Raw genomic sequence first — 13,447 nt, 5'->3', positions numbered from 1 at the left:
ACAGGCGGCTGATCTGATAACGATCCCCGTAAAATACACCGGGAAGAGCAGATTCCTCCCGTAAGAACACTTCAAAAGGCTTTTTACCATGGGGTGCGCACAGTTTCACCGGAACGTTGTATGACGGTTATCAAAAGCATTGACATTATCTCATGGGCAAAAATCCATGCATTGTTCGGTATCGTGTTCGGCCTGATTTATGGCGTCCTGTTTGCCATCCTTGGCACGGCCATCGGGGCCATGCATGGCCTCCCGGGCCTGACGACCCTCGGCCTTCTCTCCATCATCGTCTTCCCCATCATCTTTGGGATCATGGCATTCATCGCTGGTGCGATCCTTGCCTTCCTGTATAACATCTTTGCAAACAGTATTGGTGGCATCGAGATCGAGCTTGTCGAGAAAAAAGCATAATTTTCTTTTTTATTTTCTTCAACCTGAACGGGTAACCTCAAAAAAAGTTCCGGTTCTACGCTTCAAAGCCCCGGTTTGATCTGACATTGCTCGTCCATTAACCAGGGGCCGAAGGATACAGGACATTTCATTTTCCCACCGGGATATTCGGGATACACGATCACGCAGGAAGTGTCTTGTCGGATACAACATTTTGGCAGTTTTTAAAAACAATTCTCAAGACAAGAACAGGTATTCTTAAGATATTTTGGTACAATAGCAAACATTTATCGATTTTACATAATAATCCAGTCATATGCACACTGATTCCGGACTAGAACTTTCCCCGAAGAAAGTTGAGTATATCAAATTCCTTACCGGGAAAAACGGCCCGGTAAAGACAAAGGATATGGCCGCAGGTTTTGGTGTGGACCCATCGACGATCACAAAAACGATGAGTGAACTTACTGATGACGGCTTTCTAGATTACACACCCTATCACGGGGTCTCCCTTTCGGCAAAAGGAAAAATCACAGCAGAATTCCTGATAAAAAGGCACAGAATACTCGCCTTGGCGATGACGCATTTTGGTCTTTCGCATGAACAGGCATGTCTTGAGGTCTCAAGGTTCGAGAGTTTCGTATCGAAGGATGCAATAGATCTGATGTGTCGGGCCATGGGACATCCCAACAAAGGGATATGCGGGGATATCACGCATACTGACGGGTGCCTTGAGGAATGATCTCCGGAAAAGGGAAGCGCTTTTGAATCTTTTTGGGCTGAATGTAACATTGAATTAAATTTTGGGCAATATCCAAAATTCGCATAATTATTATATGGACAACCAGCGAAGCAGTTGCTCAACATCATACATCTTGAGAGGGCAGAAAACAATGAAGTCGAAAACGTATGTCGCCATCGGAGGAATCACATTTTTTATCATTATGGCTATTTTTATTATTGTGGCGGGTTGTACACAGTCAAATTCTGTTGCGACTCCTCCCAATTCTATTCTCAACAACACAACCCAAAAGATACAGATTGTTGCGGCTGAAAATTTCTGGGGCAGCCTGGTTTCACAGATTGGCGGGACGCATGTCCAGGTGCTGAGTATAGTTTCAGATCCTAATGCCGATCCCCATGAGTATGAAAGCAATACTGCGAATGCGCGTGCATTTGCAACGGCAGACTATATCGTTGTCAACGGTGCCGGATACGATGAATGGGCTGACAAACTTATTGGGGCAGGGATCAAACCGAATGCCAAAGTGCTGAATGTGGCCAATCTTATTGGACAACAGAACGGCGATAATCCTCATTTCTGGTACAACCCTGATTACGTGAACGAGACTACAAAACAGATGGAATTAGATCTTATTTCCATCGATCCGTCCAATGCCAAAGACTATGAGCAGAATTATGCCAACCTGCAGGTATCGCTGTCCCAATACCAGAACCGGATCGGCGAGATCAAACAGCAATTCGGGGGCACGAAAGTTGCAGCCACCGAATCCATCTTTGAATACCTGGCAAACGCTACCGGCCTGGATCTTGTCTCACCCCCGGCATTTACTCACGCTGTGGCCGAAGGAAACGATCCACCGGCAGACAGTGTTGTCCAGTTTGAAACACAGCTCCAGAGCGATAATGTGAGTGTGCTTGTCTATAACCAGCAGACAGTTACGCCGCTCACTGATAACATAAAGAAACTGGCCTCAGAACAGGGGATCCCTGTTATTGGTATAACAGAGACTATCCAACCCCCCGATGTCTCATTCCAGGACTGGATGAACGCAGAGTTAATCTCTCTTCAGAACGCGCTCAATGCAAAATCTCTGGGAAGTTAATCCATGAAAGACAACCTTCCACCGATTATCACCGCAGAAAACCTGACCGCAGGATACCAGGAAAATACCGTCTGGCAGAACGCCAGTTTTGCGATCGAACATGGCGAATTTGTTGCGATTATCGGTCCCAACGGGTCGGGTAAGACGACCCTGTTTCGTCTGCTTCTCGGGTTACAACAACCAATACGAGGCAATATTAAAGTATTTAATGCCCGGCCAAAACGCGGTAATGAGCATATCGGATACGTGCCGCAAAGGCACGTAATTGATGCCGATACGACGCTCGAATCCCTTGAACTGGTGCGGCTTGGATTTTCCGGCAATAAATGGGGATTGAACCCATTTTCCCGGAACGATCACCAGATCGCGTTTGATGCATTAAAAGCCGTCGGAGCAGAAGATCTGGCACATCGTTCCCTTGGGGGATTATCGGGGGGAGAATTACAGCGGGTATTCCTTGCAGAAGCGCTGGTAAGCAATCCACATTTACTATTACTGGATGAACCGCTGTCGAATCTTGATATCCGGCGTGAGCAGGAATTGGTTCAGGTTATCCATAATGTGGTTCGATCGCGCGATGTGACTGCGTTGCTCATCGCCCACAACATAAATCCTCTCCTGCCGGTTCTCGATAAAGTGATCTATATCGCCAACGGCAGGGTTGCTATCGGGAAGCCGGATGAAGTCCTGACCTCCGAAGCCTTGTCCGCGTTATACGGGGTTCAGGTTGAGGTACTGCGGGGTTCCCGGGGTCAGATCGCAGTCATAGGCACTGAAGAAAACCAGCATCATTACGATTAAACCGGGGCCATTATGGTTGATATTTCCTTTAGCTTTAACCTGTTATCCGATCTCCAGGTGATGTGGCAGTACGACTTCATGCAGCATGCCTTTGAAGCCGGGACAATTGTTGCGATCATCGCAGGCATTGTGGGCTATTTTGTCGTGCTCCGTCGCTCGTCGTTTGCAGCACATGCCCTTTCCCATATAGGGTTTGCAGGGGCCGCCGGAGCCGTTCTTATTGGGGTCGACCCAATCATAGGCCTCCTGCTGTTTACGAGTGGGGGAGGCATTACTATCGGGCTGCTTGGCCGGCGTGCCGCTTCCCGGGATATTCAGATCGGAACGGTTTTGGCGTTCATGCTTGGCCTGGGCGTCCTGTTCATCAGCCTCTATAGCGGGTATGCAACCGAAGCGTACTCTATCCTGTTTGGAGAAATCCTGGGCATCAGCGGGAACAATGTCCTTGTAACACTTGTTGCGAGCCTGGTAATTCTTTTGTTAACCGCTGTCGTGTACCGACCGCTTTTATTTGCATCTCTTGATGAAGACGTGGCAGAGGCAAAAGGACTGCCCACCCTTTTCCTCGGAGTAATTTTCATGCTTTTGGTTGCAGTGGCGACATCGATCTCAGTTCAGGTCGTCGGAGTCCTCCTTATTTTTGCATTAATGGTGACACCGGCAGCAATTGCTCAGCGGTTAGCGAAACGACCCCTGAATGCGATAATGATATCCGTTTTCATTGCGCTCATTGCAACGTGGATCGGGCTCTTTGTCTCGTTTTATGAGCCATACCCGGTGAGTTTTTTCATCACAACCATAGTATTTTCGATATACCTGATTACCCTAATCTTTCAGAAGATCAATGCCTCTTTTATTTCCAAAAGGCTGTCCCGTCATGAAAATAGGGGCTGAAAGGCGCGATTGAATTCCTCAATTTTCGTGTCAGTTTTCCAAAGCCCGTTTTTTGCTCTTACAAATTTTATCTCATTAAAAAAACGATCGAATACCGGAAAGAAGAAGAGGCGAAAAGAACCGGAAAAGCGAAGGATGCCGGACCAGGATGCCGGCAATTTTTGCAGGCCGGTCCATGTCCCCGTACCGGAGGATTTCCTGCACTATTGCCGGATCGCTCATTGCATGGATCATCTGGTCTATAGTTTCTGCCGGAAGGTGCTGGCGCATCTGGAAAAGGCGGTACCCCATGGAGAGTTCCCGCCCGATATCCTCCTGCCAGCGCCGCTCGTACTCTGCAAGCGCACTATCGGAGAAGCAGTCCTGTTCGCAGCAGGCAGCTGCCACCGCTGCGGCATGCCGGGCAGACCGGACACCGGTGTACACCCCCCCGCCAGAGGTAGGTTTGGCAAACCCGGCGGCATCTCCCACAAAAAGCGTCCGTTGTCCATAGGTACGAGGCATCACACCAAGAGGGATCGTGCCGGTGACCAGGTGCAGATCGGATTGAAGACCGGTTCTTTTGAGAAATGCGGCAAAGCGTTCTTTGACCTGCACTTTCCCGCACAGACCGGCCCTTGCCCGTCCATTACCGTTGGGAATGACCCACCCAAAGAATTCCGGGGATGCATCCGGGTACAGTTCCACCAGATCGATTTCCTTATGCAAAACTCCCTCGGCCTGGATGCCGGCCAAAAAGACCGGCGGCCGGGCAAACCCAAGCGATCGTGCTATTGTACCCCGCGGGCCATCCGCCGCGATCAGGATGCGAAAGGGAATCTCTTCATGCCCATTAGCCCCCCGGGTTATCGCCTTCCCGTCCTGTATTCCGCAGACCGCCGTTTTGGGCCGGAACTCTGCTCCCGCATCAGCTGCTGCCTGCGCCATCTCCCGATCAAGCAGGGCACGGTCAACAACATATGCCTTGGGGACTCCGGCGTTTATTGTCAGAGGTTGCCCGGACGAAGGCACGATCCGGGCGCCGGTCACGGTATTCTGGATCGATCGCCGCGAAACTGCACATTCTTCGAAAGCTGCCCGGGAAAGGAGGCCGGCGCACTGGACCGGGTACCCGATGGTTCCCTGCTCTTCCACACAGAGCACCGAAAGCCCCTGCTCTGCACAGGCACGGGCGGCAGCAGAACCAGCCGGCCCGGCACCGGCAACCACGACATCATACGCCGGCCTGCTCATTACCTCTGCACCAGGATTGTTACTTGGAGACCTGGTCCCCGGATTTCTCTTCGGGTTTGTTCGCAGGGTTTATCTTGATCCGGCTGAGGATAAGCGTACGGGGAGACGGGGGTAGTTCCTCGCTGTTTTTGACGGTTATTCCGGTCAGGATAGCAAAAAGGCCAAGGACAAGGGCGATTGTCCCGACAACGGTCATAACCAGGTGTGACTGCATGGACGGGACATATATAAGGAAAACAGAGAACAGGATCACGCTAGCGGCGGCAACGCTCCCCACAAGATACCATTTTGTCTGCGGGCGGGTCAGGGCAAACGCTACACCGGTGTAGCCGGCATAGAATGCGAGCCCGGCAATGGCCAGTGCGAAAATAAGCGAAACCGAATCCGGGAAGAGCAGATCGACTATCCCGACAATGAGCAGGCCCACTGCACACAAAAACCAGAAAAATGATTCCTCTGCAGAGGAGCTGATGGCAATCAGGATAGACAGGACCATTCCCGTAATAAGAAGGATCAGGATTATTCCGGTAAAGAAGGCAAGAAGGGGCCCTGGCACCACCAGCGCAAGACCGCCGAAGATAACTCCTGCAAGCCCCTTGAGCAGGCAGGACGTTTTCGCATCCATAGAATTACGTCTCTGTGATCGTGTTAATAGTTTCGTATACCGTTTCGGGAGAACCGGTTACAGGTTTTTTTTAGATCCCCGCGATTATCGATCACGCACCGGGCCCTGCCAGGGCATATTTTCCCTTAAATACAGGCTTCCCGGAAAAAATTGGCTGCAATGATGTGCCCTTATTCGCGCCCAAACCCAAAAAATTCTATACCAATGGCTTTTTCCAGCACGTAAAGGATGGCAAAGAAGATGACCGCATAGAGGACAAAGCCCACCACAAAGTTCACCCAGCCGGAAAGACCGGTGTAAGCAGTGATCAGATTCGAGAGCGCATTGGCTATAACGATGGCAATAAGGATCCCCAGAAAGAAGATCACCCATTTCCTGACAGTGGCAAAATCCATACCTGTACTTGGGGTTCTTTCCTATTAAAAAAGCGCAAAAAAATGCGGCCCTAACGGGGTTGCACCAGGTGACGGGGGAGAATGACCACTGGGAAATATACGCCGTTTCAATAGCCTCAGAAAGTATTTGGCCGCTCTTTTCCAACATCACGCAGGTATCCGGGATCCCCTGCCGCGCGAACAGGGCCATTCCTCCTCCCCAGAAGAGAAGGCACCTGCTGCCGCAGGACGGGGTCAGTTCCGGACATTAGTAACCATGAAAAAACAGGACACCTGCAGGCAGCTGCGTGGCATTATTGCCGCGATCGATCAGGCTGCCGATCTTGCCGAAAAGTACCGGTACGAGGATTTCTGCCAGGACTATAAGGCCCAGACCACTATTACGGGGTATATCTGTGCTATTACAGCGTACGATCGTGAGATCTCCACCATTGTACGGGTAAAATACCTGCTTGTTCCCTGGAAAGATCTTGATGCGCTGGAAGACACAATCTCCCGGGCCGATCCTGCCAGCCGCCCCCGGATTCTCTGGAGGATAACCACCGATGTGCTTTCGAGGTCCCGGCCCCAACTTGCTGACGTGCTCCGGGACATGGAAAACTAAGGAACGAGCAGACACTTTTCCTTTCTTCCAAATCACAGCACGCGGATCCGCGAACACTTAATTGTGCTGCAGGGCATGTTGTACTGATATGGATGACGATGAGGAGACTGCTTTCGAAGAACTGGAAGAAGAGCCGGTGATCCTGCCACCGGCACCCATGGGCCCGTGGTTCTGGGCGGTCATGGCAATGATCGGTATCCTGCTTCTCATGATCCTCTACGGCCAGGTCCAGGGCATTACCCATCCCATTGAGGTTAACCTGACAGATACACAATGGACGCTTTCTTCGTACGCAGATGCACAGGGGACCATGGTCCCGGTAAAAGACGGGGCGGGATCCAACATCTCCTTTGGCCTGCCGGGCGACGGCACCCTGAGGGGGATGAGCGGCTGCACTGCCTATTCCTACCAGTACGTGCGGAATGCGACCTCTATCCATATCTCTGATGGCAGCATTATATCCGGTTCCTGCGATGATCCCGGGACAGGAAACGCCACCTCGCTTTACTTCAGCGACCTTACCCGTGCATCCGGCCTCCGGTTCCGGTCCGGACAGATTTTTGTTTCCGATGCCGCAGGCCGCCCGCTTCTTGTCTTTGACCTGGCCGGCACCTGATCCTTTTTTTAAAGGCCGCTCGTAAAAAAACGAGATACGAACATTATAAACTCCGGGTGCATGAAGTATTATTACGGAGAGAAGGCTGGAGAACCATGGAAGCCAGGAGCGAACGAAAAGAAGGCGTGCTTGTCTTCTTTATCAACGGACGGCTGGATGCGTTTGGCGCCCAGCAGCTGGATGAATGGATCAAGGGCGCACTGCATGACGATGATAAGGAACTGGTACTGGACCTGTCCGGAACCACGTATCTTTCCAGCGGCGGGCTGCGCACGTTCAACATGCTCAAAAAGGAGATGAAACGCAGGAACGGGCGCTTTGCCTTAGCTGCGGTTGGGGAATACCCAAAAAAAGTGCTGGATATGGCAGGGTTCTCGACCATCCTTGAGATATTCCCGACTACGGATGCGGCGGTTGACGATATACGCAAGAAACGCAGGAACCCGACACTCTTTAACGAGATCTTTTACAAAAAGATCGAGGAAGAAGGGATCTCCCTTACCATCGAGCCCGGCTGGATGACCAGCCCTCCCGTGCTCCGGATCACGGGCGATCTTTCAAAGGTGCTGCACGCTAAGCTCACCGAGGCGGATATAAAAACCAGGAAGTTCTCCGAGATTACGTACTCACTGGGCCTCGGGGCGCTTGGGGCAGACAAAAAGGATGCAATGCTGCTTCTTGGTGAGATGATCACGCTCTACGGCTCCATGGTCTGGCTGCCTACCGATGGGAATAATACCCCCGATTTTCTCACACCTCTCGATGCGGAGGCTGATGTACCGGTGTACACAGGCTATAACGTGACCCTGGACGGCCCGTTCAACGAGTACCTGGCGCTTTCTGTCGAAGAGGGAAAGAGCGTGAGCATTGCCGATATATACCGGATGATCTTTGCCGGTGCCAGGGATCGGGGAATCAAGAGTTACAAGGGAGTGGTTGCGGTTGCGATCTGGGGCGTGATCGATGGTCTTGCAAGCTCCGGGATCAAGAAGGCCCCGGTTGCAGGCACCGGGTTGCCCGGCACTGCCACGATCATGGATCCGGCCATCTCCGGCGAGTGGATGGCATCCGACACCGGCATGTCCTATAAGGGCGATACGCTGGTGAGTTTTGGCTTTGGGATCGATCTTGCCGCAAGCATTACCGGCTTCCAGCCTGAGGATCTCGATGCGCTGTATTATGCAAACCCGGCGAGCCGGGCAGCATCAAAAGCCACATATCTCCACAACCACGGGGTAGTATTCCGCGGCGTCCCCTTCGATGCTTCGCTTGATCTCAATACCCAGGTAAAAAAGATCGTAAACGATGCCACGTTTGTGGATATGCGCCACCTGCTGGACAGCACCCGGCTCCGGCGCGCAAAGATCGGCGTTGCGTATATCCAGGAGATTGTGCGCGAGCCCTAACCCCTCTATTTTTCCTGACCCCCTTCCTTATCGATCCTTCTTTTTGGTGAGAGTCAGGATATTTTTTCCTTCGTTGTACCGGTAGGCAACAGTATCGGTCACCTGCCGGACAAGATAGATGCCAAGCCCGCCAATCTTTCGCTCCTCAAGCGGGGAGGTGATATCCGGGTCAGCCACAACAAGAGGGTTAAACGCCGGTGCACGATCGCTGATCTCCACGGTTAAGACACCATCACGGAATTCGCAACAAATGGCAATCTCACCCTCGCTTCCCTGGTACCCGTGTTCAACGGAATTGGCAATCACCTCTTCAAGGGCAAGCTGGATATCAAGAATTGCCTGGACGGAAAAACCGGTCCCCTTCATGAACTCTTCAATCGCGACAGCAACCCCGGGTACGGCTTCGAGCCGGGCCGGTATGACAAACTCGGTTAGGGCAGGCACATCTGCGCCTCCGTAATATATGACCCGGTATGCCGGCTTTCTGCGGTTACAGGAATCTGCATGGAGGGTAGTATCCTTATGAGATCATAGTTTTTTATAAACCCATAAAAAGCCGGCTTATGCCGCATCCACAAAAGGAAAGATTATCTGTACCCGGAAATGATATGTGTAGAGGAGACACCTCTGTACCTGCCCCACCTCTGAGTGATCCCCATGGACCTTCCCGAAACAACATTTACCCTTACCGTGGCCAAACACGATACGGCTGCTATTCTCTCGGTCAAAGGACGCATTGACGCCACAACAGCCGGGGAATTCGAGGGCGCCATAAACAGCCATATCGGCATGGGCGAGCGGCAGATTATTCTCGACCTCTCCGGGCTTGCTTATATCTCCAGCGGGGGCCTGCGCGTCCTTCTGGCCACAGCAAAGAAACTGCACAGCAACGGGGACCGGTTCGTGCTCTGTGGCTTGTCGGTCGAGGTGCAAAAGGTGATGAATCTTGCCGGCTTCACTACCATCTTCTCCATCTATGCAACAGTATCCGATGCCCTTGCGGCTGTCAGTTCCCCAAAATAATCTCCCCTCCTTTGCCTGCTGCAGCAATTGTGCGGCGGGTCACACGGTTTTGTCATTGCCCTTTCTTTAGGTCTTTCCCACGGTTGCACCGTAGATCATGAACTGTCCGGTCCCGTCAATCCCAAGGATCGCGGCCATCAGGTCATCATCAAACGCTGCAAGGGCACAGACCCCGCAGCCGATCGCTTCTGCTGCAAGGTACAGGTTCTGGCAGACATGGCCGGCATCGAGGTGCAGGTCCCGGTACCCGCGCTCGCCGTACCTCCAGGTCATCCGGTAACAAACCGCCGTCCAGAGGAAGGCCACAGAGCAGCGCATGACAAAGTCCTGGTCCATAAAGCCATGGGCAATTTTGATGTGGATATCCGGGTCTGAGGGTATCTGTTGGAGTCGGTGGGAGAGAGCCAGGTAGCGGTACAGGCCCGGTTCAAGATCGCTGACATCGTTTACCAGCAGGTACGTCTCAAAGGCGTGGCGTGCCCCGGCCGACGGGACAGTGCGGAAGGTAGCAGCGCTGCCGTGCACATACCGGACACCCTGCGTGCACCAGAGAAGAAACGAGAGCTCCTCCTGACTGATCGGCTCCCTCTGGTACAACCGGACACTGTGCCGGCGTTCAATCGCGGCCCTGAGATCGAGTGGGGGGATTACAATGTCTTCAGGTTTTACAAGATCGATGACCGGAAGACCGGGTGCCGGCGGGAGTTCAAGCGGAGGCTGGGGAATACCCTTTTCCTGATCGGACCGGCCCAGGCACCGGTATTTCGTGCGCTCCATGAACTCCTGCCCGGCGCCGGGCGGGCGCTGAATCGGGTCTGGCATAGGTAACGATCTTAAGTGCCCGTCCCAGATAGTCCTTGTGCCGGGGCGTGGGAACGGATATCAGCCGGGAAAGAAAAACAGTGATTCCACACTAAGGGAGTACGATGCCACACGGTACTGCATGCAGCCCGGACCGGGGATTGCCGCTTATCGAGTTTGAAAACGTAACCGTGACCCGGAGCGATGTACGGGCGCTCGATTCTTTGTCCCTTACGCTCTATGAAGGTGAGAACACCGCGATCCTCGGGCCAAACGGTGCAGGAAAGTCCTCGCTTGTAAAAGCCATCACCCGCGAGTACTATCCGGTGATCTCAAAAGAGCCCTGCACATTCCGGTTCCGGGGCGCAGATGTCTGGGATGTCTTTGCCCTCAGGTCGCATATCGGGATCGTCTCAAACGATCTCCAGTACACGTTCACGCGCCCCCTTACCGGCCGCGAGGTCATCCTCTCGGGGTTCTTTTCCAGCATCGGCCTGTTCAACCGGGAGATTACACCGGCAATGGAGGAGAGGGCCAAAGAAATTGAGCGGCTCCTTGGGATCGATCACCTGTCAGGCCGGCTCATGAATACGCTCTCTTCCGGCGAAGCACGTCGCTTTTTGATCGGGCGGGCCCTTGCATTTGGGCCAAAGACCCTCCTCCTTGACGAGCCGACAAGCAGCCTCGATCTCTTTGCCCTGCATACCTTCCGGCAGGCTCTTCGGGCGGTTGCCCAATCGGGAACCGGGATCATCCTTGTGACCCATAACCTCCACGATATCATTCCGGAGATCTCCCGAATTGTGATGATGAAGGACGGCAGGGTCTTTGGCGATGGAAAGAAAACTGAAATGCTGACCGATGAAAGGATCGGCGGGCTTTTCTCGGTCCCCGTTCATGTGCGGGAAGAAAACGGCTGGTATTACGCTACCGGGTACTGACCCCGGGCAAAAGAAAAAAAACGTGGTGGATCCGGTCACGCTGCCGGTGCAGCATCCACGACCTTTTTTGCGCCATACGCGGCAACGATAGCGGCAAAGCCGATGACGATCGCAAAGATCCCGGCGATAAACGGCACAAGCACTGCCGAGATGAGCGGGAAGATCAACAGCAGGATCCCAAAGAGGAGACTGATAAACCCAAGGACACCATTTCCTGCATCCTTCTTGGCAAATGCCACGTACAGGTGGGCGCCCCCGGTAATGCAGGCCCAGACCCCGACAAGGATGACAAGGAACGTCAGGAGGAGAACAGTACTGTACAGCGGGTAGGTAAGAACGATGATACCGGCGATCAGGTTGAGGACCGCAAGGAGAATCTTCCAGCCCATGTCTGTCCGGTCAATCGCAAGGCTCGCAAGCGAGAAGATCCCGCTTACCAGCCAGTAAGCGCCAAGGAAGGTGACAAAGACAATGGTCGTGATGCCCGGAGAGGACAGGAACATGATCCCGATGATAAGGGAGAGCAGTCCCCACAGGAGCAGGAGCCACCAGGGATGGAAGCCGGAAGTAAACCAATCGCACGGTTGCACCGAAGCAGGGGAAACAGCAGTATCAGTCATAACAAGTACCTCAAAATTTATATGTGAACTCTGCCCGGGCAGATATTTGAAGGTTGTCTTTTTTTTGCACGGTCCGCCCGGTCTGATAGATAACCCGTCAGTACCGCTCACAGGAATCGGACGTTGCCGGGGATTTCCCCTTCTGCCTATATGGGGGGAATAACTTCCTTATCCCCCTTGCACTATTTTTCCCGGTCCTGCCGTTTTACTCAGTTTTTATCCCGATAATATTCCTGATCTGCTCCTGTGTCTCTTTTGGCGTCCCGGTGGTGTTGAGCAGGTAACAGTCTGTCCGGTCGAGAAGCTCACCAAGGGAGCGGTCGCGGATCGCAGTCTTTCGGGCATCCCGCACCAGCAGGTGCGGGTTGAAGTACCCGTTTTGGGTAAAAAGAGCAAGTGTCTCATCCTTTTCCATCCGGCAGAGGATCCGGGGATCGGAAGGATCATGGTGAAGGATAACGATCGTCCCAAGAGTGGTGAGTGGGAGAAGGCGGCCCTTCCCCACCACCCAGCGGATATCTGCCACGGCCCGGCCGTCCGCATCGTACTCGTTTGCTGCCACGAGACCGCCAAACTCCTTCCAGATCGCGGAGAGATCCTGCCGGATATAGAAGTTGCGCTCCGAACCGTAGGCTAGGATTTCGGGGCCAAAAACCCGGCCAAAGAACCAGTCGTCCGAGATGATCCGGGTATGCGGGTCCCGGAGGAGGCCATAGGTCTGCGTGGTCTTTCCCGCGCCTGAGACCCCGACGAGCGCGAGCCCTCTGCCGTACACGTCCACGCAGGCCCCGTGGATCGAGAAGATCCCGTGCTCGTCTTCAAGAATATCCCCGCACAGGCCAAGTGCAATCGATTTGATCCAGCCATAGTAGGAGAAGTTAAAGAGAAACACGGTCTTGGAATACGGGTCAAACCGCACGGTATTCTCCGCAATCGAAGGGTCGCGGAATACGTAAAGCCGGCCGTGCGAGCGGATGGCCTGTGACATGGGAGAGAAGTTCTCCTGCCATGTTTCGGCAAGGGCTTTCTCATCGGTGAGGAGCTTGATGCAGCACCCAAAGATCTCGGATTTGATCTCGTACCGCACCCGGGGGGCACAACACCCGTCAAGATGTTCTTTTTCTTCAGGAGAGATCAGGATAACAGTGTATGGCATGGGAAAACCCCCGGGCACAATGTAACTTACCGGTTGATATCCGGTCTGCCGGGATAGGATGTTTTCGGTTGATCCGGCCCGGCACAATAATAAAA

Annotated in this window: 17 protein-coding genes; 10 read left to right on the top strand and 7 right to left on the bottom strand. The window is 53.1% G+C overall.

Going from position 1 to position 13,447, the window contains the following annotated elements; genetic code table 11:
• Nucleotides 1-120: 120 nt before the first annotated feature.
• The 5 genes from MBOO_RS06105 (at nucleotide 121) to MBOO_RS06085 (ending at nucleotide 3,932) form a co-directional block, all read left to right on the top strand.
• Nucleotides 121-411: a hypothetical protein gene (locus MBOO_RS06105; RefSeq protein WP_012106717.1), complete on the top strand. Its 291-nt coding sequence runs from the start codon at nucleotides 121-123 to the stop codon at nucleotides 409-411.
• 295 nt (nucleotides 412-706) lie between these two features.
• Nucleotides 707-1,132: a metal-dependent transcriptional regulator gene (locus MBOO_RS06100; protein ID WP_012106716.1), complete on the top strand. Its 426-nt coding sequence runs from the start codon at nucleotides 707-709 to the stop codon at nucleotides 1,130-1,132.
• Between the two features lie 151 nt (nucleotides 1,133-1,283).
• Complete coding sequence (locus tag MBOO_RS06095) at nucleotides 1,284-2,237, top strand: metal ABC transporter solute-binding protein, Zn/Mn family (protein ID WP_012106715.1); 954 nt, start codon at nucleotides 1,284-1,286, stop codon at nucleotides 2,235-2,237.
• Between the two features lie 3 nt (nucleotides 2,238-2,240).
• The gene (locus tag MBOO_RS06090; protein ID WP_012106714.1) at nucleotides 2,241-3,038 is read left to right on the top strand and encodes a metal ABC transporter ATP-binding protein; all 798 of its coding nucleotides are present in this window, start codon (nucleotides 2,241-2,243) and stop codon (nucleotides 3,036-3,038) included.
• Between the two features lie 12 nt (nucleotides 3,039-3,050).
• Nucleotides 3,051-3,932: a metal ABC transporter permease gene (locus MBOO_RS06085; protein ID WP_012106713.1), complete on the top strand. Its 882-nt coding sequence runs from the start codon at nucleotides 3,051-3,053 to the stop codon at nucleotides 3,930-3,932.
• A 75-nt stretch (nucleotides 3,933-4,007) separates the two neighbouring features.
• Here MBOO_RS06085 and MBOO_RS06080 read toward each other — a convergent pair whose 3' ends face one another.
• The 3 genes from MBOO_RS06080 to MBOO_RS06070 all read right to left on the bottom strand — a co-directional run bounded on the left by MBOO_RS06080 (nucleotide 4,008) and on the right by MBOO_RS06070 (nucleotide 6,185).
• On the bottom strand, nucleotides 4,008-5,165 hold the full coding sequence (locus MBOO_RS06080; protein ID WP_012106712.1) for a geranylgeranyl reductase family protein: 1,158 nt from the start codon (nucleotides 5,163-5,165) through the stop codon (nucleotides 4,008-4,010).
• Between the two features lie 19 nt (nucleotides 5,166-5,184).
• Nucleotides 5,185-5,790, bottom strand: a complete 606-nt coding sequence (locus tag MBOO_RS06075; RefSeq protein ID WP_012106711.1) for a DUF308 domain-containing protein — start codon at nucleotides 5,788-5,790, stop codon at nucleotides 5,185-5,187.
• A gap of 170 nt (nucleotides 5,791-5,960) precedes the next feature.
• Entirely contained in the window at nucleotides 5,961-6,185 is a 225-nt protein-coding gene (locus tag MBOO_RS06070; protein ID WP_012106710.1) for a hypothetical protein, read from the bottom strand.
• A 256-nt stretch (nucleotides 6,186-6,441) separates the two neighbouring features.
• On the opposite strand from MBOO_RS06070, the gene MBOO_RS06065 reads away from it, so the two are divergent.
• The 3 genes from MBOO_RS06065 to MBOO_RS06055 all read left to right on the top strand — a co-directional run bounded on the left by MBOO_RS06065 (nucleotide 6,442) and on the right by MBOO_RS06055 (nucleotide 8,811).
• Complete coding sequence (locus MBOO_RS06065) at nucleotides 6,442-6,789, top strand: hypothetical protein (protein WP_012106709.1); 348 nt, start codon at nucleotides 6,442-6,444, stop codon at nucleotides 6,787-6,789.
• An 88-nt stretch (nucleotides 6,790-6,877) separates the two neighbouring features.
• Nucleotides 6,878-7,405, top strand: a complete 528-nt coding sequence (locus MBOO_RS06060; protein ID WP_012106708.1) for an META domain-containing protein — start codon at nucleotides 6,878-6,880, stop codon at nucleotides 7,403-7,405.
• Between the two features lie 95 nt (nucleotides 7,406-7,500).
• On the top strand, nucleotides 7,501-8,811 hold the full coding sequence (locus MBOO_RS06055) for an STAS domain-containing protein (protein ID WP_012106707.1): 1,311 nt from the start codon (nucleotides 7,501-7,503) through the stop codon (nucleotides 8,809-8,811).
• 27 nt (nucleotides 8,812-8,838) lie between these two features.
• Here the strand turns inward: MBOO_RS06055 and MBOO_RS06050 are convergent, their stop codons facing one another.
• Nucleotides 8,839-9,255 (bottom strand): ATP-binding protein, encoded by a 417-nt coding sequence (locus MBOO_RS06050; protein ID WP_012106706.1) that lies wholly within the window; start codon nucleotides 9,253-9,255, stop codon nucleotides 8,839-8,841.
• Nucleotides 9,256-9,468: 213 nt separating this feature from the next.
• On the opposite strand from MBOO_RS06050, the gene MBOO_RS06045 reads away from it, so the two are divergent.
• Nucleotides 9,469-9,834: an STAS domain-containing protein gene (locus MBOO_RS06045; protein WP_012106705.1), complete on the top strand. Its 366-nt coding sequence runs from the start codon at nucleotides 9,469-9,471 to the stop codon at nucleotides 9,832-9,834.
• A gap of 66 nt (nucleotides 9,835-9,900) precedes the next feature.
• On the opposite strand, the gene MBOO_RS06040 is transcribed toward MBOO_RS06045, so the two are convergent.
• Nucleotides 9,901-10,656 (bottom strand): SagB/ThcOx family dehydrogenase, encoded by a 756-nt coding sequence (locus MBOO_RS06040; protein ID WP_012106704.1) that lies wholly within the window; start codon nucleotides 10,654-10,656, stop codon nucleotides 9,901-9,903.
• A gap of 104 nt (nucleotides 10,657-10,760) precedes the next feature.
• On the opposite strand from MBOO_RS06040, the gene MBOO_RS06035 reads away from it, so the two are divergent.
• Nucleotides 10,761-11,576 carry an ABC transporter ATP-binding protein gene (locus tag MBOO_RS06035; protein ID WP_012106703.1) on the top strand — a complete coding sequence of 272 codons (816 nt, stop codon included), beginning with the start codon at nucleotides 10,761-10,763 and terminating at the stop codon, nucleotides 11,574-11,576.
• A gap of 35 nt (nucleotides 11,577-11,611) precedes the next feature.
• Here the strand turns inward: MBOO_RS06035 and MBOO_RS06030 are convergent, their stop codons facing one another.
• Both MBOO_RS06030 and MBOO_RS06025 read right to left on the bottom strand, forming a co-directional pair.
• Nucleotides 11,612-12,196 (bottom strand): HdeD family acid-resistance protein, encoded by a 585-nt coding sequence (locus MBOO_RS06030; protein WP_012106702.1) that lies wholly within the window; start codon nucleotides 12,194-12,196, stop codon nucleotides 11,612-11,614.
• A gap of 205 nt (nucleotides 12,197-12,401) precedes the next feature.
• Nucleotides 12,402-13,352, bottom strand: coding sequence for an aldolase (locus MBOO_RS06025; RefSeq protein WP_012106701.1), 951 nt, complete (start codon nucleotides 13,350-13,352; stop codon nucleotides 12,402-12,404).
• Between the last annotated feature and the right edge of the window lie 95 nt (nucleotides 13,353-13,447).

This window comes from Methanoregula boonei 6A8 (genome assembly GCF_000017625.1).
Lineage (GTDB): Archaea > Halobacteriota > Methanomicrobia > Methanomicrobiales > Methanospirillaceae > Methanoregula > Methanoregula boonei.
The sequence above is the reverse complement of the archived record's forward strand: the minus strand, read 5'-3'. Positions and strand labels throughout refer to the sequence as shown.

Coding starts and splice junctions, on each gene's coding strand:
- MBOO_RS06070 (WP_012106710.1), bottom strand. CDS start 6,185: ATGGATTTTGCCACTGTCAGGAAATGGGTGATCTTCTTTCTGGGGATC.
- MBOO_RS06025 (WP_012106701.1), bottom strand. CDS start 13,352: ATGCCATACACTGTTATCCTGATCTCTCCTGAAGAAAAAGAACATCTT.
- MBOO_RS06035 (WP_012106703.1), top strand. CDS start 10,761: ATGCCACACGGTACTGCATGCAGCCCGGACCGGGGATTGCCGCTTATC.
- MBOO_RS06105 (WP_012106717.1), top strand. CDS start 121: ATGACGGTTATCAAAAGCATTGACATTATCTCATGGGCAAAAATCCAT.
- MBOO_RS06065 (WP_012106709.1), top strand. CDS start 6,442: ATGAAAAAACAGGACACCTGCAGGCAGCTGCGTGGCATTATTGCCGCG.
- MBOO_RS06100 (WP_012106716.1), top strand. CDS start 707: ATGCACACTGATTCCGGACTAGAACTTTCCCCGAAGAAAGTTGAGTAT.
- MBOO_RS06090 (WP_012106714.1), top strand. CDS start 2,241: ATGAAAGACAACCTTCCACCGATTATCACCGCAGAAAACCTGACCGCA.
- MBOO_RS06075 (WP_012106711.1), bottom strand. CDS start 5,790: ATGGATGCGAAAACGTCCTGCCTGCTCAAGGGGCTTGCAGGAGTTATC.
- MBOO_RS06080 (WP_012106712.1), bottom strand. CDS start 5,165: ATGAGCAGGCCGGCGTATGATGTCGTGGTTGCCGGTGCCGGGCCGGCT.
- MBOO_RS06095 (WP_012106715.1), top strand. CDS start 1,284: ATGAAGTCGAAAACGTATGTCGCCATCGGAGGAATCACATTTTTTATC.
- MBOO_RS06055 (WP_012106707.1), top strand. CDS start 7,501: ATGGAAGCCAGGAGCGAACGAAAAGAAGGCGTGCTTGTCTTCTTTATC.
- MBOO_RS06045 (WP_012106705.1), top strand. CDS start 9,469: ATGGACCTTCCCGAAACAACATTTACCCTTACCGTGGCCAAACACGAT.
- MBOO_RS06030 (WP_012106702.1), bottom strand. CDS start 12,196: ATGACTGATACTGCTGTTTCCCCTGCTTCGGTGCAACCGTGCGATTGG.
- MBOO_RS06040 (WP_012106704.1), bottom strand. CDS start 10,656: ATGCCAGACCCGATTCAGCGCCCGCCCGGCGCCGGGCAGGAGTTCATG.
- MBOO_RS06060 (WP_012106708.1), top strand. CDS start 6,878: ATGGATGACGATGAGGAGACTGCTTTCGAAGAACTGGAAGAAGAGCCG.
- MBOO_RS06085 (WP_012106713.1), top strand. CDS start 3,051: ATGGTTGATATTTCCTTTAGCTTTAACCTGTTATCCGATCTCCAGGTG.